27 protein-coding genes are annotated in these 25,916 nt (G+C 68.5%); 19 read left to right on the top strand and 8 right to left on the bottom strand.

Going from position 1 to position 25,916, the window contains the following annotated elements:
- Positions 1-251: 251 nt before the first annotated feature.
- Positions 252-830, top strand: a complete 579-nt coding sequence (locus V6M45_RS12750; RefSeq protein ID WP_332656916.1) for a DUF2239 family protein — start codon at positions 252-254, stop codon at positions 828-830.
- Positions 831-862: 32 nt separating this feature from the next.
- Here V6M45_RS12750 and cobS read toward each other — a convergent pair whose 3' ends face one another.
- The gene (gene cobS, locus V6M45_RS12745; protein WP_332656915.1) at positions 863-1,867 is read right to left on the bottom strand and encodes a cobaltochelatase subunit CobS; all 1,005 of its coding nucleotides are present in this window, start codon (positions 1,865-1,867) and stop codon (positions 863-865) included.
- 127 nt (positions 1,868-1,994) lie between these two features.
- Here cobS and V6M45_RS12740 point away from each other — a divergent pair, with 127 nt between their 5' ends.
- From V6M45_RS12740 to V6M45_RS12725, 4 genes are read left to right on the top strand one after another with little or no spacing between them, the layout of a single operon-like run.
- Positions 1,995-2,621 (top strand): TetR/AcrR family transcriptional regulator, encoded by a 627-nt coding sequence (locus V6M45_RS12740; RefSeq protein WP_332656914.1) that lies wholly within the window; start codon positions 1,995-1,997, stop codon positions 2,619-2,621.
- Positions 2,618-3,595, top strand: coding sequence for an HlyD family secretion protein (locus V6M45_RS12735; RefSeq protein ID WP_332656913.1), 978 nt, complete (start codon positions 2,618-2,620; stop codon positions 3,593-3,595). Before V6M45_RS12740 ends, V6M45_RS12735 begins: the two co-directional genes overlap by 4 nt.
- Positions 3,592-4,530 carry an ABC transporter ATP-binding protein gene (locus V6M45_RS12730; protein ID WP_332656912.1) on the top strand — a complete coding sequence of 313 codons (939 nt, stop codon included), beginning with the start codon at positions 3,592-3,594 and terminating at the stop codon, positions 4,528-4,530. Before V6M45_RS12735 ends, V6M45_RS12730 begins: the two co-directional genes overlap by 4 nt.
- Before the next feature lies 1 nt (position 4,531).
- Positions 4,532-5,659 carry an ABC transporter permease gene (locus V6M45_RS12725; protein WP_332656911.1) on the top strand — a complete coding sequence of 376 codons (1,128 nt, stop codon included), beginning with the start codon at positions 4,532-4,534 and terminating at the stop codon, positions 5,657-5,659.
- Here the strand turns inward: V6M45_RS12725 and V6M45_RS12720 are convergent.
- Positions 5,656-6,084, bottom strand: coding sequence for an organic hydroperoxide resistance protein (locus tag V6M45_RS12720; RefSeq protein ID WP_332656910.1), 429 nt, complete (start codon positions 6,082-6,084; stop codon positions 5,656-5,658). The genes V6M45_RS12725 and V6M45_RS12720 overlap by 4 nt on opposite strands.
- A gap of 109 nt (positions 6,085-6,193) precedes the next feature.
- On the opposite strand from V6M45_RS12720, the gene V6M45_RS12715 reads away from it, so the two are divergent.
- Positions 6,194-7,501: a C1 family peptidase gene (locus V6M45_RS12715; protein ID WP_332656909.1), complete on the top strand. Its 1,308-nt coding sequence runs from the start codon at positions 6,194-6,196 to the stop codon at positions 7,499-7,501.
- Between the two features lie 12 nt (positions 7,502-7,513).
- Here the strand turns inward: V6M45_RS12715 and V6M45_RS12710 are convergent, their stop codons facing one another.
- The gene (locus V6M45_RS12710; protein WP_332656908.1) at positions 7,514-8,185 is read right to left on the bottom strand and encodes a J domain-containing protein; all 672 of its coding nucleotides are present in this window, start codon (positions 8,183-8,185) and stop codon (positions 7,514-7,516) included.
- A 45-nt stretch (positions 8,186-8,230) separates the two neighbouring features.
- Between V6M45_RS12710 and V6M45_RS12705 the strand changes: the two genes are divergently transcribed.
- The 6 genes from V6M45_RS12705 (at position 8,231) to V6M45_RS12680 (ending at position 14,930) form a co-directional block, all read left to right on the top strand.
- Positions 8,231-8,533 (top strand): BolA family protein, encoded by a 303-nt coding sequence (locus V6M45_RS12705; protein WP_332656907.1) that lies wholly within the window; start codon positions 8,231-8,233, stop codon positions 8,531-8,533.
- A gap of 103 nt (positions 8,534-8,636) precedes the next feature.
- Positions 8,637-10,454 carry an ATP-binding protein gene (locus V6M45_RS12700; RefSeq protein ID WP_332656906.1) on the top strand — a complete coding sequence of 606 codons (1,818 nt, stop codon included), beginning with the start codon at positions 8,637-8,639 and terminating at the stop codon, positions 10,452-10,454.
- Positions 10,455-10,588: 134 nt separating this feature from the next.
- On the top strand, positions 10,589-11,101 hold the full coding sequence (locus tag V6M45_RS12695; protein WP_332656905.1) for an RcnB family protein: 513 nt from the start codon (positions 10,589-10,591) through the stop codon (positions 11,099-11,101).
- 84 nt (positions 11,102-11,185) lie between these two features.
- Positions 11,186-12,892 (top strand): cisplatin damage response ATP-dependent DNA ligase, encoded by a 1,707-nt coding sequence (locus tag V6M45_RS12690; protein ID WP_332656904.1) that lies wholly within the window; start codon positions 11,186-11,188, stop codon positions 12,890-12,892.
- 52 nt (positions 12,893-12,944) lie between these two features.
- Positions 12,945-13,913, top strand: a complete 969-nt coding sequence (locus V6M45_RS12685) for a mechanosensitive ion channel family protein (protein ID WP_332656903.1) — start codon at positions 12,945-12,947, stop codon at positions 13,911-13,913.
- Positions 13,914-13,916: 3 nt separating this feature from the next.
- Positions 13,917-14,930 (top strand): threonine aldolase family protein, encoded by a 1,014-nt coding sequence (locus V6M45_RS12680; RefSeq protein ID WP_332656902.1) that lies wholly within the window; start codon positions 13,917-13,919, stop codon positions 14,928-14,930.
- Positions 14,931-15,162: 232 nt separating this feature from the next.
- On the opposite strand, the gene V6M45_RS12675 is transcribed toward V6M45_RS12680, so the two are convergent.
- Positions 15,163-15,723 carry a sigma-70 family RNA polymerase sigma factor gene (locus V6M45_RS12675; protein WP_332656901.1) on the bottom strand — a complete coding sequence of 187 codons (561 nt, stop codon included), beginning with the start codon at positions 15,721-15,723 and terminating at the stop codon, positions 15,163-15,165.
- 171 nt (positions 15,724-15,894) lie between these two features.
- Between V6M45_RS12675 and egtB the strand changes: the two genes are divergently transcribed.
- The gene (gene egtB / locus V6M45_RS12670; protein ID WP_332656899.1) at positions 15,895-18,051 is read left to right on the top strand and encodes an ergothioneine biosynthesis protein EgtB; all 2,157 of its coding nucleotides are present in this window, start codon (positions 15,895-15,897) and stop codon (positions 18,049-18,051) included.
- Between the two features lie 57 nt (positions 18,052-18,108).
- Here the strand turns inward: egtB and V6M45_RS12665 are convergent, their stop codons facing one another.
- The gene (locus tag V6M45_RS12665; RefSeq protein WP_332656898.1) at positions 18,109-18,330 is read right to left on the bottom strand and encodes a general stress protein; all 222 of its coding nucleotides are present in this window, start codon (positions 18,328-18,330) and stop codon (positions 18,109-18,111) included.
- 115 nt (positions 18,331-18,445) lie between these two features.
- Positions 18,446-18,604: a hypothetical protein gene (locus V6M45_RS12660; protein WP_332656897.1), complete on the bottom strand. Its 159-nt coding sequence runs from the start codon at positions 18,602-18,604 to the stop codon at positions 18,446-18,448.
- Positions 18,605-18,726: 122 nt separating this feature from the next.
- Between V6M45_RS12660 and V6M45_RS12655 the strand changes: the two genes are divergently transcribed.
- A complete protein-coding gene (locus tag V6M45_RS12655; RefSeq protein WP_332656896.1) occupies positions 18,727-19,017 on the top strand; it encodes a hypothetical protein in 291 nt (96 codons plus the stop codon).
- Between the two features lie 9 nt (positions 19,018-19,026).
- Here the strand turns inward: V6M45_RS12655 and V6M45_RS12650 are convergent, their stop codons facing one another.
- Positions 19,027-19,728 (bottom strand): MBL fold metallo-hydrolase, encoded by a 702-nt coding sequence (locus V6M45_RS12650; protein WP_332656895.1) that lies wholly within the window; start codon positions 19,726-19,728, stop codon positions 19,027-19,029.
- Positions 19,729-19,918: 190 nt separating this feature from the next.
- Between V6M45_RS12650 and tig the strand changes: the two genes are divergently transcribed.
- The 4 genes from tig (at position 19,919) to V6M45_RS12630 (ending at position 23,506) form a co-directional block, all read left to right on the top strand.
- Positions 19,919-21,262 (top strand): trigger factor, encoded by a 1,344-nt coding sequence (gene tig / locus V6M45_RS12645; RefSeq protein ID WP_332656894.1) that lies wholly within the window; start codon positions 19,919-19,921, stop codon positions 21,260-21,262.
- 142 nt (positions 21,263-21,404) lie between these two features.
- Positions 21,405-22,340, top strand: coding sequence for a hypothetical protein (locus V6M45_RS12640; protein ID WP_332656893.1), 936 nt, complete (start codon positions 21,405-21,407; stop codon positions 22,338-22,340).
- A gap of 128 nt (positions 22,341-22,468) precedes the next feature.
- Positions 22,469-23,116 (top strand): ATP-dependent Clp protease proteolytic subunit, encoded by a 648-nt coding sequence (locus V6M45_RS12635; protein ID WP_332656892.1) that lies wholly within the window; start codon positions 22,469-22,471, stop codon positions 23,114-23,116.
- A 69-nt stretch (positions 23,117-23,185) separates the two neighbouring features.
- On the top strand, positions 23,186-23,506 hold the full coding sequence (locus tag V6M45_RS12630) for a hypothetical protein (protein WP_332656891.1): 321 nt from the start codon (positions 23,186-23,188) through the stop codon (positions 23,504-23,506).
- A gap of 3 nt (positions 23,507-23,509) precedes the next feature.
- Here V6M45_RS12630 and V6M45_RS12625 read toward each other — a convergent pair whose 3' ends face one another.
- Positions 23,510-24,157, bottom strand: a complete 648-nt coding sequence (locus V6M45_RS12625; protein ID WP_442880589.1) for an HAD-IB family hydrolase — start codon at positions 24,155-24,157, stop codon at positions 23,510-23,512.
- Positions 24,158-24,346: 189 nt separating this feature from the next.
- Between V6M45_RS12625 and clpX the strand changes: the two genes are divergently transcribed.
- The gene (clpX, locus tag V6M45_RS12620) at positions 24,347-25,615 is read left to right on the top strand and encodes an ATP-dependent Clp protease ATP-binding subunit ClpX (protein ID WP_332656889.1); all 1,269 of its coding nucleotides are present in this window, start codon (positions 24,347-24,349) and stop codon (positions 25,613-25,615) included.
- Positions 25,616-25,916 lie beyond the last annotated feature (301 nt).

Here is a 25,916-nt window from a genome sequence, read left to right as displayed (position 1 = left end):
ACAGGGGGTGGGGGACGATTGTCGGTTTAGCGCACAGCCGGGACGGGAGTTCCGGGCGTGCGACAGGGCGGCGCCGATAGTTGTACCCGGGTAATATTGACCGCGAGATTTCACCCGGATAAATCCCTGAAAACACCGTCCGAACCGTCCGAACCGTCCGTCCCTCGCGGCCGGGTCCGGGCCCCACCGGTCACAATAGGCGCGCGATGCGTCAAACGCGGTCGTAGGATCGCTGCCGTCCCGGAGATTTCATGCCCGTTCCATCCGACCTGCCCGTGGCCGCCTTTGTCGGCGCCGAACGGATCGCTCGTGACCGGCTGGACCGGGCCCTGCCGGTCATCCACGCCGCCGCCGCGGCGGGCGCCGCGCCGCTGGTGTTCGATCTGGCGGACGGGCGGGTCGTCGACCTCGACCTGCGTGGCGACCTGTCCGAGGCGCGGGCCCGGCTGGGGCCGGCGCTGGCGCCGGCGGAGACGCGCGGGCCGGGGCGGCCGAAGCTGGGGGTGACGGCGCGCGAGGTGACCCTGCTGCCGCGCCACTGGGATTGGCTGGCGGCCCAGCCGGGCGGCGCCTCCGTGGCGCTGAGGAAGCTGGTCGAGGCGGAGATGAAGGCGGGGGAGGGGCCGGAGCGGGCGCGGCGGGCGAAAGAGAGGGCCTACCGCTTCATGACCGCCATGGCAGGAGACCGGCCCGGCTACGAGGAGGCGACGCGGATGCTGTTCGCGGGCGACTGGACGGCGTTCGACGCGGCGGTGGAGGCGTGGCCGGAAGGGGTGCGGGAGACGGCGCGGGAGATGGCCAAGGGGGCGTGGCGGAATGGCCAAGGCTGATCCTTCTCCCCTTGCGGGAGAAGGGAAGGGGATCACCCCACCTTCACCCGCGTCGCCGCCTCCGGCAGATCTTCCCCAAACGCCCGCTGGTAGAACTCCGCGATCGTCGGCCGTTCCAGCTCGTCGCACTTGTTCAGGAAGGTCAGGCGGAAGGCGAGGCCCACGTCGCCGGCGAAGATGATCGCGTTCTGGGCCCAGGTGATGACCGTGCGCGGGCTCATCACCGTCGAGATGTCGCCGTTCATGAAGGCGTTGCGGGTCATGTCGGCGACGCGGACCATGGCGGCGATGCGGCGCTGGCCCTCGGCGTTGTTCCACTCGGGCACCTTGGCGGCGACGATGCCGGCCTCGACGTCGTGGTCGAGGTAGTTGAGCGTGGTGACGATGTTCCAGCGGTCCATCTGACCCTGGTTGATCTGCTGGGTGCCGTGGTAGAGGCCGGAGGTGTCGCCGAGGCCGATGGTGTTGGTGGTGGCGAACAGGCGGAAGAATTTGTTCGGCCGGATGACGCGGTTCTGGTCCAGCAGGGTCAGGCGGCCCTGGGCCTCCAGCACGCGCTGGATGACGAACATCACATCGGGACGACCGGCGTCATATTCGTCGAAGACGAGGGCGATCGGGCGCTGGATGGCCCAGGGCAGCATGCCCTCGCGGAATTCGGTGACCTGTTTGCCGTCCTTGAGGACGATGGCGTCCTTGCCGACCAGATCGATGCGGCTGACGTGGGCGTCGAGGTTGACCCGGACCATGGGCCAGTTGAGGCGGGCCGCGACCTGCTCGATGTGGGTCGACTTGCCGGTGCCGTGATAGCCCTGGACCATGACGCGGCGGTCGAAGGCGAAGCCGGCGCAGATGGCCAGGGTGGTCTGGGGGTCGAAACGGTAGGCCTCGTCGATGTCCGGCACGTGGCTGTCGCGCTCGGTGAACATCGGCACGGTCATGTCCGAGTCGATGCCGAAAATCTCGCGCACCGTGGCGTGGCGGTGCGGTTCCAGCGTCATCAGCGGATCGGGGGTGGCGTCGAGCGGGGAGGTCATGCGCCTCCCTTAGAATTCCAGCGCGGCGGGGTCCAGCGGCGGCTTGGGCGAGGTTGGCGGAACCGCGCTTTACAGTCTCGCTACGCGAGAGTAATAACTGACTGGTCAGTTATTTATATGAGCCGCCATGTTGCCCGCCGGCCAGCCGAAATTCCGCCGCCGTCCCGCCGACCGCCCGGCCGAGATTCTCGCCGCCGCCCTGGAGGTGTTCGCCGAGCGCGGCTTCCAGGCGGCGCGGCTGGAAGAGGTGGCGAAGCGAGCGGGCGTGTCAAAAGGCGCGCTGTATCTGTATTTCGAGACCAAGGCCGATCTGTTCCGGGCCGTGGTCACCGAGGCGATCTCGCCCAATATCGAGCGGATCAAGGCCATGGCTTCGGCCGAGGTTCCGTTCGAGACCGCTGCGCGAATGGGGCTGGGGATGCTGGCCCGCACCGTGGTTACGGACCGGCGCGTCACCGGCGTGGTCAAGCTGGTCATCGCCGAGAGCCGCAACCATCCCGAACTGGCCACCATCTGGCACGAGACCGTGGTCGAGCCGGGGCTGCAGCTGATGGGCGGGCTGATCGCGAGGGCGCAGGCCCGCGGCGAGGTGCGGCCCGGCGATCCGCGTCTGTTCGCCTTCGGTCTGATGGGCCCGATGGTGCTGTCGATGGTGTGGCGCGAGACCTTCGAGCCGGTCGGGGCGCCGGCGCTGGACGTGGTCGCCCTGGCGGAACAGCATCTGGATACGGTCCTGAAGGGGATGCGGCCATGACGCGACTTCGGCCTGTGTTGGCGATCGGGGCGATCGTCGTCCTGGGGGCCCTGATCTGGTTCCTGTTCCTGCGCGGCGACGAGGCGCGGACCCTGACCGGCTATATCGAGGGCGAGCGGGTCTATCTGGCGGCGCCGGTCTCGGGCGCGGTCTCGGCCCTGTATGTGCGCGAGGGCGAGCGAGTGGCCGCGGGCGGCCGCACCTTCCTGATCGATCCGCAGGTGCAGCGGGCCCAGGCTGACAGCGCGGCGGCGGCGGTGGGCGCGGCCGAGGCGCGGGCGGCGGACCTGAGGAAGGGCCAGCGGGCGGAGGAGCTGTCGGTGTTCGACGCCGAACTGGCGGCGGCGCAGGCGAGCGAACGGGCCGCCGAGGCCGACTATGCGCGGATCGAGCCGCTGGTGCGGCAGGGCATCTATGCGCCGGCGCGGCTGGATCAGGTGCGGGCGGCGCGCGACGCGGCCCGGGCCCAGACGGCGGCGGTGCGGCGGCGGCGCGATGTGGCGGCGATGGGCGCGCGGCAGGACGCCATCTCGCAGGCGGAACAGCAGGCCCTGCAGGCCGGCGGCGGGCTGAGCGAGGCGCAGGCGCGGCTGGGCCAGCTGTCGCCCACGGCGCCGGCGGCGGCGCGGGTCGAGGAGATCTTCTACCGGCCGGGCGAATGGGCGGCGGCCAATACACCGGTGCTGGCCCTGCTGCCGGACAGCGAGGTCAAGCTGGTGTTCTTCGTGCCGGAGGCGGAGATGGCGCGCTATCGGCCCGGCCGGACGGTGCGGTTCAGCTGCGACGGATGCGCGGCGACGGGCAGCGCCCGGATCAGCTGGGTCAGCCCGCGGCCGGAATTCACCCCGCCGGTGCTCTACAGCAAGGGCAGCCGCGACCGGTTGGTCTATCGGGTCGAGGCGCGGCCAGCCAATGCGGCGACGTTGAACCCCGGATTGCCGGTGGATGTGACGCCCTTGGGGGCGGGGGAGTGAGCACCGCCGCCGGGCCGGTCATCGATGTGCGGGGGCTGAACAAGTCGTTCGGGTCGCTGCATGCGGTGAAGGATTTCGGCATCACGGTGGAGCGCGGCCGCATCTGCGGCTTTCTGGGCCCCAATGGCGCGGGCAAGACCACAACGCTGCGGATGCTGTGCGGCCTGCTGAAGCCGGACAGCGGCGCGGGCACGGTGCTGGGCCATGACGTCATGACCCAGTCGCGGCTGATCAAGCGGCGCGTCGGCTATATGACGCAGAAATTCTCGCTCTACGAAGACCTGTCGATCGAACAGAACCTGACCTTCATGGCCCGGGTGCACGAGCTGGACCGGCGGAAAGAGCGGGTGCAGGCGGCGCTGGACGGGCTGGGGCTAACGGCGCGGCGGGCGCAGCTGGCGGGAAACCTGTCCGGGGGCTGGAAGCAGCGGCTGGCGCTGGCGGCGGCGACCCTGCACGGGCCCGACCTGCTGCTGCTGGACGAGCCGACAGCCGGGGTCGATCCGGAGGCGCGGCGCACCTTCTGGGACGAGATCCATACGTTGGCGGCGGACGGCATGACCGTGCTGGTCTCGACCCACTACATGGATGAGGCCGAGCGCTGTCACGAGATCGCCTATATCGCCGGCGGGCGGACCCTGGCGCGGGGCACGGCGGACGAGGTGATCGAGGCGTCGGGGCTCGCGACCTTCCATGCCGAGGGGCCGGGCGCGGACCGGCTGGGGGCGGAGCTGCGGGCGAAGCCGGGCGTGGAGATGGCGGCGCCGTTCGGGACGGTGCTGCACGTGTCGGGGCGGGACCGCGCGGCGCTGGAGGCCGCGATCCAGCCGTACCGCAAGCCGCCGCTCACCTGGACCGAGACGCGGCCGACGCTGGAGGACGTCTTCATCCAGCTGATCCACGACATCGAGGCGGAGAAGGGGAGGGCGGCCTGAGATGCTGTCCCTGACCCGCACCTGGGCCGTGATGGTCAAGGAGTTCGTGCAGCTGACGCGCGACCGGCTGACCTATGCGATGATCCTGCTGTTGCCGATCGTGCAGCTGCTGCTGTTCGGCTACGCCATCAACGACGACCCGCGGAATCTGCCGACGGCGGTGCTGGTGCAGGACAACGGCGCCTTCTCGCGCTCGATCCTGACCGCGATGAACAACAGCGGCTATTTCGACATCACGGTGCAGGCCCGCAGCCAGTCCCAGCTGGATCAGGCGCTGGCGCGGGGCGAGGTGCAGTTCGCGGTGATCATCCCGGCGGACTTCACCAAACGGGTGGTGCGCGGCGACGCGGCGCAGATCCTGGTTGAGGCGGACGCCACCGATCCGTCGGCGACCTCGGGCGCGGTGGCGGCGCTGGCCAGCCTGCCGTCGCAGGCGCTGACCCGGGACCTGACCGGACCGCTGGCGGCGCGGGCGCCGGGGCGGGCGCCGTTCGAGGTGGTCGTGCACCGGCGCTACAATCCCGAGGCCATCACCGCCCACAACATCGTGCCGGGGCTGCTGGGCGTGATCCTGTCGATGACGCTGGTGATGATGACCTCGCTGGGCATGGCGCGCGAGCGCGAGCGGGGGACGATGGAGAGCCTGCTGGCCACGCCGGTGCGGCCGCTGGAGGTCATGGCGGGCAAGCTGACGCCTTATGTGCTGGTCGGGCTGGTCCAGGCCGTGATCTTCCTGGTGATGGCGCGGCTGCTGTTCGATGTGCCGATGAGCGGCGGCTGGATCGCCCTGGGGGCGGGGCTGATGCTGTTCATTGTCGGGTCGCTGTCGCTGGGGTTCCTGATCTCGACGGTGTCGAAAACCCAGTTGCAGGCGATGCAGATGAGCGTCTTCTACATGCTGCCCGCGATCCTGCTGTCGGGCTTCATGTTCCCGTTCCGGGGCATGCCGGACTGGGCCCAGGCGATCGGCACGGCGATCCCGGTCACACACTTCCTGCGGGTGGTTCGGGGATCGCTGCTCAAGGGCGTCGGGCTGGAGAACGCGGGGCCGAGCCTGTTCGCACTGGGCGTGTTCGTGCTGATCGTCGGGGCGCTGGCGATGATGCGCTACCGGACCACGCTGGACTAGACGGCGGTCAGCTTGACGTCGACGTTGCCGCGGGTGGCGTTGGAGTAGGGGCAGACCTGGTGGGCCTTCTGGATCAGGTCGTCGATGACAGCCTGGTCGAGACCGTGGTCGCTGATGGTCAGCTCGACGTCGAGGTTGAAGCCTTCGCCCCTCGTGTTCTTGCCGAAGCCGATGCCGGCGGCGACCTTCGTCTCCGGGCTGACCGGGGTTCCAGCCTTGCCGCTGACAAGCCGCAGGGCGCCGAGGTAGCAGGCGGCGTAGCCGGTGGCGAACAGCTGCTCGGGGTTGGTCCCGTCGCCGCCCTTGCCGCCCATTTCGGTGGGGACGGACAGGCGGACATCGATCTTGCCGTCGTCGGTGACGGAACGGCCTTCGTCACGGCCGCCGCCGGAGGCGGTCGCGTGGGCGCGGTAGAGGACTTCCATGGGAGGGCTCCTTGGTGAGGCTGTTCAGATAGGGGCGGCGGGCCCGATCGCCAGTCTTGGCTCGGCAAGAAGATCGGTGTTATCCCTGAACCCGACAGGGAGGGCGACAATGCGCATCTGGCTGGTGAGTGTGCTTTGCTGGTGCCTTGGCGCTGTGGGCGCCGCGGCGCAGGTGGCGATTGGCCTCAACCCGGCCCCGCCGGAGCGTTACGCCGCCATTCCCGACGCCTACCAGCCGTTTTCCGGCCAAGCCTTGCCGCAATCGGTCGATCTGAGCGACCGGTTTCCGCCGCCGGGCGACCAGGATCCCCAGCAGTCCTGTGTCGGCTGGGCCGTCGCCTATGCAATGAAGAGTTACCAGGAGGCGACGGAGCGGGGCTGGTCGCTGACGACGGTCGACGGGCGCGCTCATCCGGCCCGGGTGTTCAGCCCCTCCTTCGTCTACAACCAGATCAACGGGGGAACAGATCAGGGCTCGAACTTCGGGGATGCCTTCCGGGTTCTGATCACCCAGGGCGCTGCGCCCCTGGCCGAGATGCCCTATACGCCCAGTCCCTTTATCCCGCCGTCAGCGGCGGCGAGGGCGGCGGCGGCCGATTTCAGGATCGACACCTTCAGGACCGTCAACCTGCGCAACCGGAACGAGCTCAGGGCCCAACTGCACGCCGGCTTTCCGATCGTCTTCGCTGCGTTCGTGGATCAGCTGTTCTGGGAGTGGCGCGGCCCCCGGGTCATTGACCAGTTCGGCGGACCCCGGCTTGGGCGGCATGCGATGGTTGTTGTCGGATATGACGATAACCGTGGAGCCTATCGGGTCATCAACTCATGGGGCCGGCAATGGGGCGACGGCGGCTACGCCTGGGTGGCTTATGACCAGTTCGAGGCGATGGGGACCGAGGCTTATATCGTCTTCGATCAGAAGGGCTATGACGCCGCCTCCGAGCCTGTGGAACTTCCGGCGGACGTCTGGACCCCGCCCTCAATTCCGGCCGGGAATTCCTTCCTGGAAGTCGATGGCGTCGATCCCAACTGGATGGACCCGTATCTCGGGGTGGGCCTACGCCTGACCGGCTCGCTGCGAATTCCTCCGTCGGTACGAGGTCGGGCCCAGGTCGTGATCACCCTTAATTTCGCGAGTTCGAACCTGCCGGTGAGGAGTCTGGACCCTCGTTACTCCACCCCGGATGGACAGGCCGCCTTTGGGACGCCAGCGGTGATGGTGAGTGACGAAGGGCTGAGCACGCGTTGGTATGCCTTCATCCGGTATTGCTCAATGGAGGTGCCGATGGGGACGCTGTGCGTTCCATTTCCGAGTGGCCAGATATTGCACACCGATCTGCTGGCGAGGCCCGTGCTGTATCTGGACGGGTTCGGTGTCGCGGAAGGCCAGACTCTGCCGTTCTGGGTCCGGCTCTAGGCTTGACCCTGTTCAGGCCAGCCCGGCCTTCTTCAGGGTCTTGTAGGCTTTGATGACGTTCTGGAGCTTGGCCTCGGCGCCGCGGTCGCCCTTGTTCAGGTCGGGGTGGAAGCGTTTCAGCAGCTCGTGATAGCGGGCCTTGATCGCCTTCTTTTCGGTGCGGGCGTCGAGACCGAGGTCGGCGAGAGCCGCGCGCTCCAGCTTGCCCAGACGCAGGTCGTCCTGGCCGTCGGGGCCGACCTGTTCCTTCATGCGGCGGCCGAAGAGGCCGAAGCTGTCGCGCCAGCTGCCGGCCCCGGTGGTGTTGGAGGTTCCCATCTTGGCGGCGAAGGCGGCGGCCTCGCGCGTATTGGCGCCGGCTTTCATCTCCCAGGTCGGGCGGCCGCCGGTCATGGCCTCGTTCTCCTGGGCGGCGCGAACCTCGCCCTCGGTCATCCCGGCGTAGAAATTCCAGCCCTTGTTGTACTCGCCGGCGTGGCGTTGGCAGAAGTCGTAGAAGTCGTTGAGCCGTTCACGCGACTTGGGCGCGCGGGCCGTCGCGGCCTGACGGCAGTCGGGCCATTGGCACGGCTTCTCGCCCGGCTTGAGGTGCAGGACGTCGGCCTCCGCCGCCTCCTCTTCGGGGCGGGGCGGCTTGATCCGCATGTCTTTGAAGCGCGGCTTGTATTGAAAGGCGGATGACATCGCACGAAGTGTAGGGGGGAATTGGTCGCCAACAAGGACAAGCGCATGCCGGAAGGCCCGATAGCGAGAATTATCCGCGAAAAACTGACCGCGGGCCTGGCGCCGGACCGGCTTGAGATCGAGGACGACAGCGGGCGGCACGCCGGCCACCATCACGAGGGCGGGGTCGACGGCCACGCCGGGGGAGAGAGCCATTTCAACCTGACGGTGGTTTCGGCGGCCTTCGAGGGCCAGGGCCGGGTGCAGCGTCAGCGGGCCGTGAACGCCCTGCTGCGCGAGGAACTGGCCGGGCCCGTGCACGCCCTGTCGATCCGGGCCCTGACCCCGGCAGAGGCTGCGGTCCTCTGATCGACGCTCAGCGAACGGCTGTCATCGAAGCGTCAGCGTTCATCTCGTCTTAGATTCTTGGCCATAGCGTTCGCCCCGGAATATTGGGGGAGCTGGGCGCGCAATGGTCGAATCCGACGGAATCAGCAAGCCGACGACCGGCGAACCGGGTTCCGGCGAGGCGGCCCAGGCGCTGCGCGCGATCCTGCAGACGCAATATCTGCGCTACCTGATCATCTCCAGCTGGGCCGTGGGCCTGTTGGCCGTCGTCGGGCCGGTCGCCGCCACCCTGTGGTTCTTCGGCACGATCGCCGCCGGCGCCCTGCGCGGCGCGGTCGAGAAGCGGATCAGCCAGCGCGTCGGCGCGGGCTGGGGGCTGATCTTCCCGGCCGTGGCCACCGCGACCACGGCCGCCTGGGCGACCGCGCCGCTGATGGCGTGGTTCTCGGGCCATCCCTTCGGACAGCCGCTGGCCATGACCCTGCTGGTCTCCGGCTATGTGCTGGTGTTCGCCCAGCTGCGCAGCTCGCCGAAGCAGGCGGTGGTGATCTCCTCGCCGTACAGCGCCGCGGCCGCGATCATCGCCGGATCGTTGTGGGGCACCGACCTGTTCTGGGCCTTCATGGGCGTGGTGCCGTTCACGGCCGCCGGACTCGTCGTCCTGGTTCTGATGACCATGCTGCGCGAGGAGCGTATTCGCGCCTTCCAGGAGCACCAGGCCCATCTGATCGAGGAACTGGAGGCCGCCCGCGACCGCGCCGACGCGGCGAGCGAGGCCAAGTCCAGCTTCCTGGGCGTCATTTCGCACGAGCTGCGCACGCCGATGAACGGCGTGCTCGGCGCCGCCCAGCTGCTGGGCGCCACCCGGCTGGAGCCGACCCAGCGTGAATATCTGTCGATCATCCGCAACTCGGGCGACAACCTGCTGAGCCTGCTGAACGACATCCTCGACATGACCAAGATCGAGGCAGGCAAGATGACCTTCGAGATCGTCGACATCTCGATCGACGATCTGCACAAGCGCGTCACCGGCCCCTTCCAGGCGCAGGCCGAGGCCAAGGGCCTGACCTTCTCCACCCATTTCGAGGGCGACACGCCGGCCGTGGTGCGCGGCGATCCGCTGCGGGTCTGCCAGGTGATTCACAATCTGCTGTCCAATGCGGTGAAATTCACCGACGGCGGCGAGGTGGCCTATACGGTCCGCTCCGAGCGGCTGGACGAGGACCGGGTCCGGTTCGAGTTTTCGGTGCGGGATTCCGGCGCCGGCATTTCCCCCGAGGATCTCGCGCGGCTGTTCCAGCCCTTCACCCAGGTCGACGCCTCCTCGACGCGCCGGTTCGGCGGCACCGGCCTGGGGCTGACGATCTCGCGGCGGATGGCCAACATCATGGGCGGCGACATCACGGTGGAATCGACCGTCGGAGAGGGCTCCACCTTCACCTTCAGCGTCGAGGCCGAGGTCGTCGACTGGACCCGCCAGGAGGCGGCCGAGCCGATCGCCGCCGAGGTCGAGGACGGGCGTGCGCTGAACGTGCTGGTGGTCGAGGACCATCCGGTCAACCGGATGATCCTGGAAGCCTGGATGAGCTCCGCCGGCCATACGTCGTCGACCGCCGAGAATGGGCAGATCGCGCTCGAAATGGCGGCCGGACAGCGGTTCGACCTGATCATCATGGACGTCAACATGCCCGTCATGGACGGTCTGACGGCCACCCGCGGCATCCGGGCCGGGGGCGGCGCCAACGCCGAGACCCCGATCGTGGTCCTGTCGGCCTCGGCGCGGACGGAAGATCATGAGGCGGGACTGGAGGCCGGGGCCGACGCCTATCTGAACAAGCCGATCGACTTCGCCGCCCTGGCCCGCGTCATGAACGAGGTCGGCTCCGGCCGGGCGGGCCTGCGCTCTCTCGTGGATAGCGGGGCGAAGGCCGAGGCCGCCTGAGACGGCGGCAATAGCGTTCGAAAGGCGACGGCGGTGTGAACGGCAGGTGAGCAGGGCCGTTCAGACCCGGCTCAACGGCCGGGGACCAGAGTGCAGGCAAGTCGAACTCCTTCGGCCGCATCTGGAGACATCCCATGAACAAGGCTCTCACCGCCGCCCTGGCCGCCACGTTCGCCGTGACCTCGCTGGGCATGGCCTCCGCCGCCGAAGCTCAATCGCGCGGCCAGTACGAGCAGCGCCACGACCGCCACAACGACCACGATGATCGCAACGACCGTCGTGAGGATCGTCGCGACGACCGCCGGGACGCCCGGGAGGATCGCCGCGAATGGCGTCAGGACGCCCGTGACGATCGCCGCGAAGCCCGCCAGGAGAGGCGCGCCTACGCCCGCTGGCAGCAGTCGCAACGTCGCTACAACGCCGGCCGCTACCAGGCTCCGCGCGGTCACGCCGTCCGCCAGTGGGCCTATGGCCAGCGGATGCCGTCCTACTACCGCTCGAGCCAGTATGTCGTCCGCGACTACGACCGCTACGGCCTGTACCAGCCGCCGCACGGCTACCAGTATGTGCGGAGCGGCAACGACGTGGTCCTGTCGAACTCGAGCACCGGCATGATCGCCGCGGTGATCGCCAGCCTGTTCAACTAGGACCCGCGGCCATCGATACGACGCCCCGGAGGGAAACCTCCGGGGCGTTTTTCGTTTGCACCGGAGACGCCTAAACGAGGTCCGATGCGCGCCTTCGCCGAATTGCTGGACCGCCTGTCGCTGACGGCCTCGCGTAATGCGAAGCTGGTGCTGCTGAGAGACTATCTGAGGAGCACGCCGGACCCGGACCGCGGATGGGCCCTGGCCTCGCTGACCGGCGACCTGACCTTCGCCGCGGCCAAGCCGGCGATGATCCGCAAGGCGGTGGAGGGGCGGATCGACCCGGTCCTGTTCGGCTGGTCCTATGACTATGTGGGCGATCTGGCCGAGACCGTCGCCCTGATCTGGCCGGCCAACCCGGACCATCGCGCCAACCGCGAGCCCGAACTCGGCGAGGTGGTCGAGGCGTTGCGGACCGCCGGACGGGGGGAGGTCGCGGGACTTCTGGAGGGCTGGCTCGACGCCCTCGAGCCAAAGGGGCGCTGGGCCCTGCTGAAGCTGATGACCGGCGGCTTGAGGGTCGGCCTGTCCGCCCGGCTGGCCAGGACCGCCGCCGCCATGATGCGGCCGCAGAGCGTCAGCGAGCCGCCCGATCCCGAGGGCGGGGAGGCGGCCGTCGCGCTGGAACCCGTCGACGCCTCGGAGATCGAGGAGGTCTGGCACGCCCTCGAGCCGCCCTATGGCGACCTGTTCGCCTGGCTGGAGGGGCACGGGGCGCGGCCGGACGCCGACGCGCCGGGCCGGTTCCGGCCGGTGATGCTGGCGACCGCGCTCGATGAGGCGGTGGATTTCGCGAAGCTGGAGCCGGCCGACTACGCCGCGGAGTGGAAATGGGACGGCATCCGCGTCCAGGCGGTGCGTGAGGCCGGCATCGCGCGCCTGTATTCCCGCACCGGCGACGAGATTTCAGGCGCCTTCGCCGATGTGATGGTGGGGCTCGCGTTCGAGGGGGCGGTGGATGGCGAGCTGGTGGTCTGGCGCGATGGGGCGGTGGCGCCGTTCGGAGACCTGCAGCAGCGGCTGAACCGGAAGACCGTCGATGCGAAGATGATGGCGGCCTTTCCGGCGGCCATCGTGGCCTATGACCTCCTGGCGGAAGAGGGCGCGGATCTGCGGGCGGCGCCGCTGATCGAACGGCGCGCGCGGCTGGAGGCGCTGGTCGCGGGTCATGGCGGGGACCGGCTGCATCTGTCCCCGATCGTGCCCTATGCGAGCTGGGACGAACTGGCCGCGCTGCGGGCCGATCCGCCGGTGGGGGCGGCGGCCGAGGGGCTGATGCTGAAACGGTGGGACAGCCCCTATGTGGCGGGCCGTCCGAAGGGGCCATGGTTCAAGTGGAAGCGCGACCCGCATGTCATCGACGCCGTGCTGATGTACGCCCAGCGCGGGCACGGCAAGCGCTCAAGCTTCTATTCCGACTACACCTTCGGCGTCTGGACCCGGGACGAGGCGGGGGCAGGGACCCTGACCCCGGTCGGCAAGGCCTATTTCGGCTTCACCGACGAGGAGCTGAAACAGCTCGACAAGTTCGTCCGCGACCACACGGTCGAGCGGTTCGGACCGGTGCGGTCGGTGCGCGCGGAACGGGACTTCGGTCTGGTGCTGGAAATCGCTTTCGAGGGGCTGAACCGGTCGATGCGGCACAAGTCGGGGGTGGCCATGCGCTTTCCCCGCGTCAGCCGCATCCGCTGGGACAAGCCGGCGCGCGAGGCCAACACCCTGGACGACGTCATGGATCTGCTGGACGCGCTGGAGAGCGGCGGTGGGCGGGTGGCAGCAACCCCGGGCTGAAGAATTGGCCGGACGGGCTTCCAAATCCAGGCGGGGGCGCTAGACCCGGCCCATGATCTCGCTCCCGACCTCGCTCAACGACGCCGTGACAGCCGGACAGAAGGCCGTCCCGATCGACGTCGCCATGCTGGCCAAGCTGACCGACATGGCGGGCGATCTGGCGATCAATCTGGGCATCGCCGCGATCATCCTCGTGGCGACGGTGATCGCCGCCAAATGGGCGGCCCGGCTGACCCGGCGCGGGCTCTTGCGGGTGCGCGGATTCCGTCACGACCAGACCGTGCTCAGCTTCGCCGTGCAGGTGGTGCGGGTGGTGGTCTACATCATCGGCTTCATCGCCGTGCTGCAGCGGCTGGGGGTGCAGACCACCTCGATCATCGCCGTGCTGGGCGCCGCTTCCCTGGCCGTCGGCCTGGCGTTGCAGGGGACGCTTTCGAACGTCGCCGCGGGCGTGCTGCTGCTGGTGCTGCGGCCGTACAAGGTCGGGGACGTCATCGACATCGGCGGCGTGGCCGGCTCGGTGCAGCGGCTGGACCTGTTTACGACCCAGATGTCGAACGCCAACAACCACAAGATCGTGGTGCCGAATTCCAAGGTTCTGGGCGACGTGATCCTGAACCTGTCGGGGCAGAAGACACGGCGGATCGAGATCAATTTCACCGTCGGCTACGGCGAGGACCTGAACGCGGCCCGCGGCGTCCTGGCCGCCGTGGCGGAAGCGCATGAGAAGGTGCTGCCGGACCCGGCGCCGTGGACGGGGGTGACCGGCCTGCGGGACAGCGCGGTGCAGATCACCCTGCACGCCTGGGTGAATTCGGACGACTGGTGGCAGGTGCAGGCCGACCTGATGCAGGGCGGCAAGGAGGCCATCGACGCCGCCGGGATCGAAATTCCGTTCCCGCATCAGGTGGCTGTGCCCTATGGCGACGAGGACGTCATGCCGCCGGCTACGATGCGCGCGGGCGAACAGAAGTCGCCGGCGTCGGACCGGCCTGACAGGGCTGAAGAAAGGGAGGCCTGAGCCATGCGCTACGATTTCGGATCGGATAACACCGCGGGCATGGCGCCGGCCGCCCTGCAGGCCCTGATCGAGGCCAATGACGGCTACGCCCGCGCCTATGGCGCGGACGAAGCGACGGCGCGGGCCGCCGATCAGATCCGTCGCCGCCTCGACGCTGACGCCGAGATCCGGTTTGTCTTCTCGGGCACGGCCGCGAACGCCATCGGCCTGTCGATGCTGGCCTGGCCGCATGAGGCGGTGCTGGCCCATCACGCAGCCCACGTCTGCACGGACGAGACCGGCGCGCCGGGGTTCTTCGGGTCCGGGGTGGGCCTGATCGGCCTGCCGGGCCTGTCGGGCAAGATCGATCCGCTGGCGCTGAACGCCGCCCTCGACGAGCCGGAGGTCGGTCACCGCCAGCCGCCGGCGGCGCTGAGCCTGACCCAGTCGACCGAATATGGCACGGTCTACACCGAGGAGGAACTGCGCCATCTGATCGAGCCGGTGAAGCTGAAAGGCTACGGCGTGCATCTGGACGGCGCGCGGCTGGCCAATGCGGCGGCGGCGGGCTTCGACCTGACCCAGATCGCGCGGCTGGGCGTGGACGTGCTGGTGTTCGGCGGGGCCAAGGCGGGGGCCAACTGCACCGAGGCGATCGTGATGTTCGATCGGTCGCTGGCCCGGCGCATCGACAACCGCCTGAAGCAGGCCGGCCAGACCGCGTCCAAGGCCCGCTATCTGGCAGCGCCCTTCCTGGGCCTGCTGGAGACCAACGCCTGGGAGGACGGCGCCGCCCACGCCAACCTGATGGCCCAGAGGCTGGCCGAGGGCTTCGCGGTCGGCTCGCGCTTCGCCCTGGCGCATCCGGTCGAGGCCAACGCCGTGTTCGTGCGCATGCCGCCGGAGGCGCACCGGCGGCTGAACGACCTGGGCTGGGCCTGCTACCGTTTCGACGATGGATCGGTCCGCTTCGTCTGCTCGTGGGCGACCACCGTCGAGGCCGTCGATGAACTGCTGGAGGCCGTGCGCGGCCTTTGACACCCGCCGCCAGGGTCGGCTAACCGGCTTTCGACGGTCGCAAGCGTTGCCGCACCGGGGAATGGGGAGCGGTCGAATGGCGAAGGCGCCGAAGGGACCGGACAGGCCGGCGGACAAGGCGCTGCGAGCGGCCTTCAAGGCTGTCGAGGCCGAGCCGGTCCCGGAGACTCTCACCGATCATGTCGACAGGCTGTCCGCGCCGAAGCGCAGACCGGACCGCCGGTCCTGAGTCTCAGGCCGGGCCGCGCGGCATGTCCATCGCTTCGGCCAGACGATTGCGGGCGCGGTTGACGCGGCTCTTGATGGTCCCGAGCGCGCAGCCGGCGATCTCGGCCGCCTCTTCGTAGGACAGGCCCGCCGCCCCCACCATGACGATGGCCTCGCGGTGTTCGGGCGGCAGGTCGTCAAGCGCGGTCTTGAGGGCGCTGAGCTCCACCGTCCACTCCTGACTGCCCTCGGCGGTCAGGCGCGCTGCGTGCTGCCCGTCCTCGTCGGCGACCTCGCGGCTGCGCTTTGCGACGGACGAGTACCAGGAGTTCCGCAGGATGGTGAACAGCCAGGCCCTCAGGTTGGTGCCGGGCTCGAAACGGTCGCGATAGGTCCAGGCCTTGGTCAGCGTCTCCTGCACCAGGTCGTCGGCGTCGGCCCCGTTTCGCGAGAGAGACCAGGCGAAGGCGCGCAGCGAGGGGATGCGGGCGGTGACTGCGTCACGCCAGCTGGCGCGGTCGGCGATGCCGCCGGGCGCGTCGGAGCTGATGTCATGACCCTCGACTGGCGCTCTGGGCAGCGACATGCGGACACGCTTTCGGCAGGAATGAAATGTCACCGTAAATCAGCGACGTGCGATCTGAACGCCTGCTCGGCGGGACCGTTCCGCTGGACACGCCCGGTCCTGCGTGGAACAAAACGGGACCGCAGGCGGTTGTCCTGAACCGCGGCCAACGGTCAGGGGAGGAACCGACGCATGAGCGCACCGATGAGAGCCTCGGCGACGGATGCGCGGTTGGAGGAGTTCCGCCGTGTCCGGTCCGCCATGCCGGCGCTGGCCTGGGGGCTATCCCCGGAGGATTTGTCGGCACAGTCGATGCCCGACTGCAGCCCCGGCAAGTGGCACCTTGCCCATACCAGCTGGTTCTTCGAGGCGATGATCCTGGGCGCCGAGGCGGGCTATGCACCGGTCGATCCCCGTTTCCAGACCCTGTTCAACAGCTATTACGAGGCGCTGGGCGAACGGGTGGAGCGGCGCGATCGGGGGCTGATGACCCGCCCGTCGCTGGAAGAGGTCCTGGCCTACCGGCGCGAGATCGACCGGCGAATGGAGCGGTGGCTGGAGCGCGGGGCGCCTGAGGGGCGAGACGCCTATCTGTTCACCCTCGGCCTGCATCACGACCAGCAGCATCAGGAGCTGTTCCTGATGGATCTGCTGAACCTGATGTCCCGCTCACCGCTGGACCCCGCCGCCTATGACGAGGAGCCGCGGCGCGCGCCGTCGCAGGCGCCGCGCGGAGGCATGTCCCGTTTCGAGGGCGGGCTGGTGCAGATCGGCCATGACGGCGGCGGCTTCGCTTTCGACAACGAGGGCCCGGCCCATCGCCAGTGGCTGGAACCCTATGGCCTCGATCATGATCTGGTCAGCAACGGCGACTGGATGGCCTTCATCGAGGACGGCGGCTACGCCCGCGCGGAGCTATGGCTGTCCGACGGCTGGGCCACGGTGCGGGGCGAGGGCTGGACCGCGCCGCTGTACTGGCGTCGGGAGGAGGGCGGCTGGACGACGATGACCCTCACGGGCCGACGCGCGGTCGAGGGCGCCGCGCCGGTGCGGCACGTCAGCTTCTACGAGGCCGACGCCTACGCCCGCTGGGCGGGTCGTCGCCTGCCGACGGAGGCGGAGTGGGAGCACGCGGTCCGCTGCCGGCCCGAGGTGTTTTCGAACGCTTTTGGCGAGGTCTGGCAGTGGACCTCGAGCGGATACGCCCCATATCGGGGGTTCAGGCCGACCGAAGGGACCGCGTCTGAGTACAACGGCAAGTTCATGGCCAACCAGATGGTGCTGCGGGGATCCTCCTGGGCGACGCCGGAGGGGCATGGACGAGCCAGCTACCGGAACTTCTTCTATCCGCATCAGAGGTGGGCGTTCATGGGACTACGACTGGCCAGCGATCTTCCGGCCCCGCCCGCCCGCGCGAGCAAGGACGGCGAGACCGCCCGGTTCCGCCGCGACCTGCTCGCCGGCCTGACCCGCTCCCCGAAGACCGCCTCGCCGAAATGGTTCTACGACGCCGAGGGCTCGGAGCTGTTCGAGTCGATCACACGCCTGCCGGAATACTATCCGACCCGGCAGGAAGCCGCGTTGCTGCGCCGTGTCGCCCCGGACTGGGCTTCCCGCTTCGGGGCCGGCGCGGTGCTGGTCGAATTCGGTTCGGGCGCCAGCGAGAAGACCCGGATCGTCCTGGATGCGGCGCCGGACCTGGCGGCCTATGTCCCCATAGACATCAGCGCCGACGCGCTGAACGCCGCCGCCCGGCGCATCGACGCAAGCTATCCGGGTTTGAAGGTCGCGCCGCTGGTCGGCGACTTCCTGCATATGGCCGCGCTGCCGGAGGGCATCGGCCATGGACGGCGGGTCGGCTTCTTCCCGGGCTCGACCATCGGCAACCTTGAGCCGGCCGAAGCCGAAGCCTTTCTGACGGCGGCCCGGCGTCAGCTCGGAAGGGGCGCGCTGTTCATTCTCGGCGTCGATCTCGTCAAGGCGCCTGAGGTGCTGACTGCCGCCTATGACGACTCCGCCGGGGTGACGGCGGCCTTCAACCGCAACCTCCTGGTCCGCGCCAACCGCGAACTGAAGGCCGGGTTCGACATCGACAGCTTCGTCCATCGCGCCGTCTGGAATGCGGAGGCCTCGCGCATGGAGATGCATCTGCAGGCGACGCGGGACATGGAGGTCGAGATCGACGGCCGTGTCATCGCCTTCCGCGAAGGCGAAACCATCCACACAGAGAACTCGCGCAAATTCACCGAGACCACGGTGCGAGAGCTCGCGTCGGCATCGGGCTGGACCGTCGCGGCCTTTGAAGCCGGCCCCGAGCCGTCGGTCGCGCTGGCGTTGCTGGAGGCCTGACATGCGAAAGGCGGCGCCGAGGGCGCCGCCTTGCCGATCCCGTCCGGACCGTCGTGCTTATTCTGCGGTACGGGCTTCCTTTGTACGGGAGCCGTGCGAGGCCTCGCCGCCCTTGCGCCCCGCCTGGGCGGCCAGGCTGCGGTCCTGCGAGAAGCTGCGCTTTTCGCTGGGCACGCTGGCGCCGCCCTTGCGCGCGATCTCGCGCTGACGCTCAGGGTCCATCGAGGCGAAGCCTCGTTTGGAAACACCGGAGGCTCGGGTGGGCTGACCTGAAGCCATTGCAATGTCCTTTCACGCCGACAGTCGAAGGTTGTGGGATGAACCCCTGCGCCGCCGTCCGGTTCCGGTTCGGGTCTCACAGAAACGCGAGGGAATCACGGGGTTTGCCCATGCGTCAGCCATAGGGTCGGGAGTCACCCTCGCCGCCGCCGCCGGGTTCGAGCGGGGGCAACTCGGGGGGCGTGCTGGCGGGATCGACGTCCGGCTGGGGCGTGTCTGGCTGGGGTATGTCGGGCTGGGGCGTCCCGGGCGGGGTGGGTTCGATATAGGTCATGGCGGCCTCCTGCTGCCTGTCCTGAACGCGGCGGGGAAGCGGCCGTTCAATCACGATCGGGGGGCCGGAACTCCGGAGGCGTGCGCGGATTGAACAGCGGAACCCAGCCACAGGAGCCCGCCATGACCGAGACCTACACCGGCCCGACCCAACCGGAGGACATCGACGACGGGATCGATCGCGAGTCGGCGCGGCTGGAGCGGGAGGCGGACGCGCTGCTGGCGGAAGGCGAAGCCCGGAGCTTCGGGCCCCGCCCGATCCATGAGGCCGTACGGGAGGATGCGCTGGCCGCCCGCGAGTGGAGCCGGGCGCGCACGGAGCGGCTGCGGCGGGCCGTCGAGGACGAGCCGGTCAAGGCCACGGTCTACGCCCTGGGACTCGGGCTGATCATCGGCATGCTGATCGCCCGCTAGGGCGGGCGGTCAGGACGGGCCGACGGGCGGGCGCGCGATCGGGGCCCGGTTCATGGCCTGGTCCGAGACGAACGGATTGCTCCGCCGTTCGGCTCCGAAGGTCGAGGTCGGACCGTGGCCCGGCACGAAGGCCACGTCGTCGCCGAGGGGCCAGAGCTTTGTGGTGATGGCGTTCAGCAGGGCGCCGTGGTCGCTGCGGGGGAAGTCGGTGCGACCGATGGAACCCTGGAACAGGACGTCGCCGACCTGGGCGAAGCGCGACTCGCGGTTGAAGAAAACCACATGGCCAGGGGTGTGGCCCGGGCAGTGAATGACTTCCCACGTCGTTTCGCCGAGCGTCAGGATGTCGCCGTCGGCCAGCCAGCGCGTCGGGGTGAAGCTGCGCGCTTCGGGCAGGCCGTACATCTGGCCCTGGGCCGGGATGCCGTCGATCCAGAACTGGTCGTCGGGATGGGGCCCGATGATGTCGATCCCGGTCTTCTCCTGCATCTCGGCGGCGCCGCCGGCGTGGTCGAGATGGCCATGGGTGATCCAGATCGCGTCCAGGGTCAGGCCCTGCTTCGCCACCGCGCCCAGCAGGGCGTCCACCGAGGCTCCGGGATCGATGATCGCCGCCTTCAGAGTCTTGCGGCACCAGACGAGGGTGCAGTTCTGCTGTAGTGGCGTGACCGGGAAGACGGCGACGCCGATCGGGGGAGGGGGCTGGTCCATCAGGGCTGGATAGCGTCTCCCGCCGCCCGCCGAAACCCGGAGGGTGCGGGTTCACGTTGACCTTTCGGGCCGTCCTCGACATAAGGGCGGGCTTCAAAGGCGCCGCCTCGAAAGGGCGGCCCTTATTGCTTTACCCACACCGCGCCGCGCCTGCCCCTTGGGCGCCGCCCCAGAGCGTCAGAATCCGACCATGCAAGTCGTCGAAAAGTCCAACGAAGGCCTCAGCCGCGTGATCGCGGTGACCATTCCCGTCGCGGAGCTGAACGCGAAGCTGGACGCCAAGCTGAAGGAAGTCGCGCCGCAGATGAAGCTCAAGGGCTTCCGTCCCGGCAAGGTGCCGACCTCGCACGTCAAGAAGACCTTCGGCCGCGACCTGATGGGCGAGATCGTCAATGAGGCGCTGAACAGCTCCAGCCAGAAGGCCCTCGACGACGCCAAGGTGCGTCCGGCCGCCCCGGCCGAGATGAAGCTGACCTCGGACATGGACAAGGTCATCGCCGGTCAGGACGACCTCGCCTACGAGATGTCGCTGGAAGTGATGCCGGACTTCACCCCGGTCGACATCAAGACGCTGAAGCTGAAGCGCCCGACCTATGAGGCGACCGACGCCGATCTGGACGAGGCCCTCACCGAACTGGCCGGGCAGGCCAAGTCGTACGAGGACAAGAAGGGCAAGACCGTGAAAGCCGCCGAAGGCGACGAGGTCACCATCGACTTCCTCGGCAAGCTGGACGGCGAGCCGTTCGAGGGCGGGGCCGCCCAGGACGCCCAGCTGGTGATCGGTTCGGGCCGCTTCATCCCGGGCTTCGAGGAGCAGCTCAAGGGCGCCAAGGTCGGCGAGGAGAAGGTCCTGAACGTGACCTTCCCCGAGGACTACCAGGCCAAGCATCTGGCCGGTAAGGCCGTGACCTTCGACGTCACCGTCAAGGCCATCAAGGCCGAGGCCCCCGCCGTGGTCGACGAGGACTTCGCCAAGCGGATCGGCCTTGAGTCGCTGGACAAGCTCAAGGAGTTGCTGCGCGACAACCTGAACCAGCAGTACAAGGGCGCCGCCCGCTTCAAGCTGAAGCGCGCCCTGCTCGACGAGCTGGACAAGGCCCATGACTTCCCGCTGCCGCCCAAGATGGTCGAGGCCGAGTTCGACGGCATCTGGGGCCAGGTGCAGGCCGACAAGGAAGCCGGCCGCCTGCCGGAAGAGGACGCCAAGAAGTCCGAGAAGAAGCTCAAGGACGAGTACCGCAAGATCGCAGAGCGCCGCGTGCGCCTGGGTCTGGTGCTGGCCGAAATCGGCCGCGCCAACAACGTCCAGGTCACCGACCAGGAGCTGAACAACGCCATCATGAACGAGGCCCGCAACTATCCGGGTCAGGAGCGTCAGGTGCTGGACTTCTATCGCCAGAACCCCAACGCCGCCGCCCAGATGCGCGCCCCGATCTATGAGGAGAAGGTCTGCGACCTGATCTTCGACCAGGCCAAGGTGACCGACAGCAAGATCACCAAGGAAGACCTGCTCAAGGAAGACGACGACCTCTGACGCGTCCTTGCCCCGGGGCCCTGACCCAGGGGACATGCGGGAGGGACCGCCGTCGCCGCCTATGGCCGCTGACGGCCCGGGCGTAACCATGGCGTGATCGCCGGAACACTGTTAGGTTCGTCCGGACCTGATGGAGACCGTCATGATCGCCGCCCTGGCTGCCGCTTTCGTCCTGGCCGGTTCTGCTCCGCAACTTCCCCCTGCCGTTGCGCCGGGTCCGACGCCGTCCACCCCGGCGCAGGATTTGTCCCCGACCGACCTTGGGGAGGTCGTCGTCGAGGGGCGTCGCCTGCGAAGCGAGGCGGAGGCCTTCGTCGACGCCGTCGCGGCTCCGGCGACGGGGCGGGGACTGGCCCGCTGGGGCGGGCGGGTCTGCATCGGGGTCGTCAATCTGCGCCCTGATCTGTCGCAGGCCGTCATCGACCATATTTCTCGGGTGGCGCTGGAGAACGATCTCAGGATCGGCGATCCGGGCTGCACCCCGAACGTCGTGATCGTCTTCACGGCGGACGCCCCGACCATGGCTTCGGCCCTGGTCGCGGCTGACCGGCGGGCCTTCCATCTGGGCGTAGGCGGACTGGACCGCGGAGGGCGCGCTCTCGAGGCGTTCCAGACCTCGGCAGCCCCGGTTCGGTGGTGGCACGTCAGCATGCCGGTCATCGGCGGCACCCATGCTCGCGCCATACGGTTGCCGGGAGACATCGGACCGATCTTCGTCCCCGGGGAGGGGCTGGTGAACAAGGGGCGGCCGATCAGCGATGAGCTGAACAAGGTCATCGTCATTGTCGACACCGACAGGCTGGGGGGCGCGAACCTCGCGCAGTTGAGCGACTATCTGTCCCTGGTCGCCCTGGCCCAGGTGGACCCCGAGGGCCCAACGCAGGGGCTCGACACCATCCTCAATGTGTTTGCCGACCCGGCAGGCGTGGAGGGTTTGACGGCCTGGGACCGGACCTACCTGCGCGCCCTCTACCGGGCCCCGACCGAGCGCATCGATGACAACGATCAGGCCGCCTCGATCGTACGCACCGTCTCGCGTCAGCGCCGCGAGCGGGACCGCGGGTCGCCCCGCCCATGACGGCGGCTGACTAACGGATTGCGGGGCGCGCATCGCAGCGCCTTGCGTCGGGAGCCCGGCGACGCGATATCGTGTTCAATGGGCGAGCGACCGGTGAGTCGCGGCCACAGCATCCCGAGAAGGCCTGAATGCGCGATCCGATCGAACTGATGAACATGAACCTCGTCCCCATGGTGGTGGAGCAGTCCAGCCGGGGCGAACGGGCCTTCGACATCTTCTCGCGCCTGCTGCGCGAGCGGATCATCTTCCTCACCGGGCCCTTCGAGGACGGCATGGCCTCGCTGATCTGCGCCCAGCTGCTGTTCCTGGAGTCGGAGAACCCGAAGAAGGAAATCAGCATGTACATCAACAGCCCGGGCGGACAGGTGTCCTCGGCGCTGGCGATCTACGACACCATGCAATACATCCGCTCGCCGGTTTCGACCGTGTGCATGGGCATGGCCGCATCGGCCGGCTCGCTGATCCTGACCGCGGGCGCCGCCGGCCAGCGCGTGGCCCTGCCGAACGCCCGCATCATGGTGCACCAGCCCTCGGGCGGCTTCCGCGGCCAGGCCTCGGACATCGAGCGTCACGCCGAGGACATCCGTTACACCAAGCGGCGGCTGAACGAGATCTACGTCCACCACACCGGCCGGACCTATGAGGAGGTCGAGAAGACCCTCGATCGCGACCATTTCATGAGCGCCGAGGAATCCAAGGCCTGGGGCATCGTCGACCACGTCTACGACAAACGCGAGCAGGCCGAGGACGACGGCGTGAAAACGCCCGGAGCCTGATTTCCGGACGAGACAAGCGGGGCGCGTCCGAAACGGCGCGCCCCTTATCTTTTGTGCTATCAGGCCGCCATGCAGCACACGCGTGAAACGAGCGGGACCGTCGAGGTCGATGGCGAAATCTATGAGTGGGAAATCCGCCGTCAGCCCCAGCCGAAGGCCGGCGGCAAATGGGACGGCATGGCCCTGTCGCTGCGCCTGAAGGACTTCAAGCGCGAGGCCGTCGTCCAGTTTCCCATGCCGATGCGGCCGAACGGGCGTCCCGACATGGAGAAGCAGCGCGTCAACATCGACGCCGTGCGCAATGCAGTGGCCTCGGCGATCGAGGCCGGCTGGAACCCGACCTCGCGCGGCAAGGCCGTGGTGTTCGACGTGGACGCAGACGGCCGCTGACCTTCAGCGCCGCCCGGTGAACACCCGGAAGCCCTTTTCGTCCGCGATCTGAAGCATCTCCGTGTCGCCCGAGGTGTCGCCATAGGCGGCCGTCAACCGGATGCTCTCTCCGTATTCGGCCCGCAGCCGCCGGACCTTTTCCTCGCCGCGACAGTTGGGACTGGCGAAGGCGCCGGTGACCCGATTCTCTCCGTCGAACACCAGGGGGGTGCCCAGCAGGGCCTCGGCGCCGAGCCGGCGGGCGAAGGGGGCGACGGTGGTCTCGGGGCTGGCGGTGACGATGACGCGGTGCGCGCCCTTGTCGCCCCAGGCGTTCCAGCAGGCGAGGGCGTCGGGGCGCATGAACCTGTCCCAGATCCGGTCGGCGAAGCGCTCGGCGTCGGCCTCCAGCGCCGCCCGGTCCACGCCGCCCAGGAATTCGCGCACCGAAGCGGCCTTGATCCGGCCCCGGTCGCGGTCGCGGGCGTAGGTGGCCACGGCCGGCGCCATCCTGACCAGCCCGAGGGCCCAGCCGCCCGGCCCGGCCCGCCAGCGCAGGAATTCGGTGAAACTGTCGCGGATCGTCAGGGTGCCGTCGAAGTCGAAGGCGACGATGGCCTGATCCTTGCGGGGACGCTGGCGAAACGGAGCATCGCTTCCCATGTCAGACATTCGCCGTGATCGCCATCAACAGTGAACCGTCCGCTTCCGCCTCCTGCTCCGCTTTCGCGGGGTTGTGGCGGGCGCTGTGATGGGTGATTGTCATTTTTTGAAGACCTTTGCGCCCACTGTTCGGGAATCAAACGCGAGGGAAGCGTGTATGGCCTCATATCGGGGCCATCGCGGGAGTGAGAAGGGTCGATGACCAAAGCCGCCGGCACAGACGCCAAAAGTACCCTCTACTGCTCGTTCTGCGGAAAGAGCCAGCACGAGGTGCGCAAGCTCATCGCCGGGCCGACCGTGTTCATCTGCGATGAATGCGTCGAGCTCTGCATGGATATCATCCGTGAAGAGCACAAGATCTCGTTCTCCAAGGCCAAGGACGGCGTGCCGTCGCCGAAGGAGATCCGGGAGGTCCTTGACGACTATGTGATCGGTCAGAGCCACGCCAAGAAGGTGCTGAGCGTCGCCGTCCACAACCACTACAAGCGCCTGAACCACGCGACGAAGAACAACGACGTCGAGCTGGCCAAGTCGAACATCATGCTGATCGGGCCAACCGGCTCGGGCAAGACGCTGCTGGCCCAGACGCTGGCGCGCATCATCGACGTGCCCTTCACCATGGCCGACGCCACCACCCTGACCGAAGCCGGTTATGTGGGCGAGGACGTCGAGAACATCATCCTCAAGCTGCTCCAGGCCTCCGACTACAACGTCGAGCGCGCCCAGCGCGGCATCGTCTACATCGACGAGATCGACAAGATTTCCCGCAAGTCGGACAATCCGTCGATCACCCGGGACGTCTCGGGCGAGGGCGTGCAGCAGGCCCTGCTCAAGATCATGGAAGGCACCGTCGCCTCCGTGCCCCCGCAGGGCGGCCGGAAACATCCGCAGCAGGAGTTCCTGCAGGTCGACACGGCCAACATCCTGTTCATCGTCGGCGGCGCTTTCGCCGGCCTGGAGAAGGTGATCTCGGCCCGCGGCGACGGGGCCTCGATCGGCTTCGGGGCCAAGGTCAAGGAGATCGACGAGCGCCGCACGGGCGACATCCTCAAGGGCGTCGAGCCGGACGATCTGATGCGCTTCGGCCTGATCCCGGAGTTCATCGGCCGTCTGCCGGTGCTGGCGACGCTGGAAGACCTCGACGAGGAGGCCCTGGTCACCATCCTGACCGAGCCGAAGAACGCCCTGGTCAAGCAGTACAAGCGGCTGTTCGAGATGGAGAACGTCGATCTGACGTTCACCGACGACGCCCTGATCGCGGTCGCCAAGAAGGCCATCACCCGCAAGACCGGCGCCCGCGGCCTGCGCTCGATCCTCGAGGGCATCCTGCTGGAGACCATGTTCGAGCTGCCCACCTTCGAGGGCGTCGAGGAGGTCGTGGTCAATGCGGAGGTCATCGAAGGCAAGGCCCAGCCGCTGCTGATCTATGCCGAGACCAAGAAGAAGACGGCCGACGGCGCGGCCTGAGGTCGACGACTGAAGGACATGAGGGGCGGCTCCGGCGACGGGGCCGCCCTTTTCCGTGGCCTCCCTGATGCCGGAAGGCCACATCGGCGCGCGGCGACGTCGTGCCGAGGGGAGATCGCCGTCGCATGGCTGATGCGGTCCCGGCCGACACCGGGGCCGGTCGTTGCAGCGGGACGGTCTGTGGATGGAACGGGCGACCCGCAGACGGTCACGCTTGAACGCCGCGTCATCCGAACCACATACTCTTCCGAAGGCCGCCAAACGGCGGGCCGAGTCGATACGGCGGGGCACAGGCGCCCCG

Source organism: Brevundimonas sp. (assembly GCF_036676055.1).
Lineage (GTDB): Bacteria > Pseudomonadota > Alphaproteobacteria > Caulobacterales > Caulobacteraceae > Brevundimonas.
The sequence above is the reverse complement of the archived record's forward strand: the minus strand, read 5'-3'. Positions and strand labels throughout refer to the sequence as shown.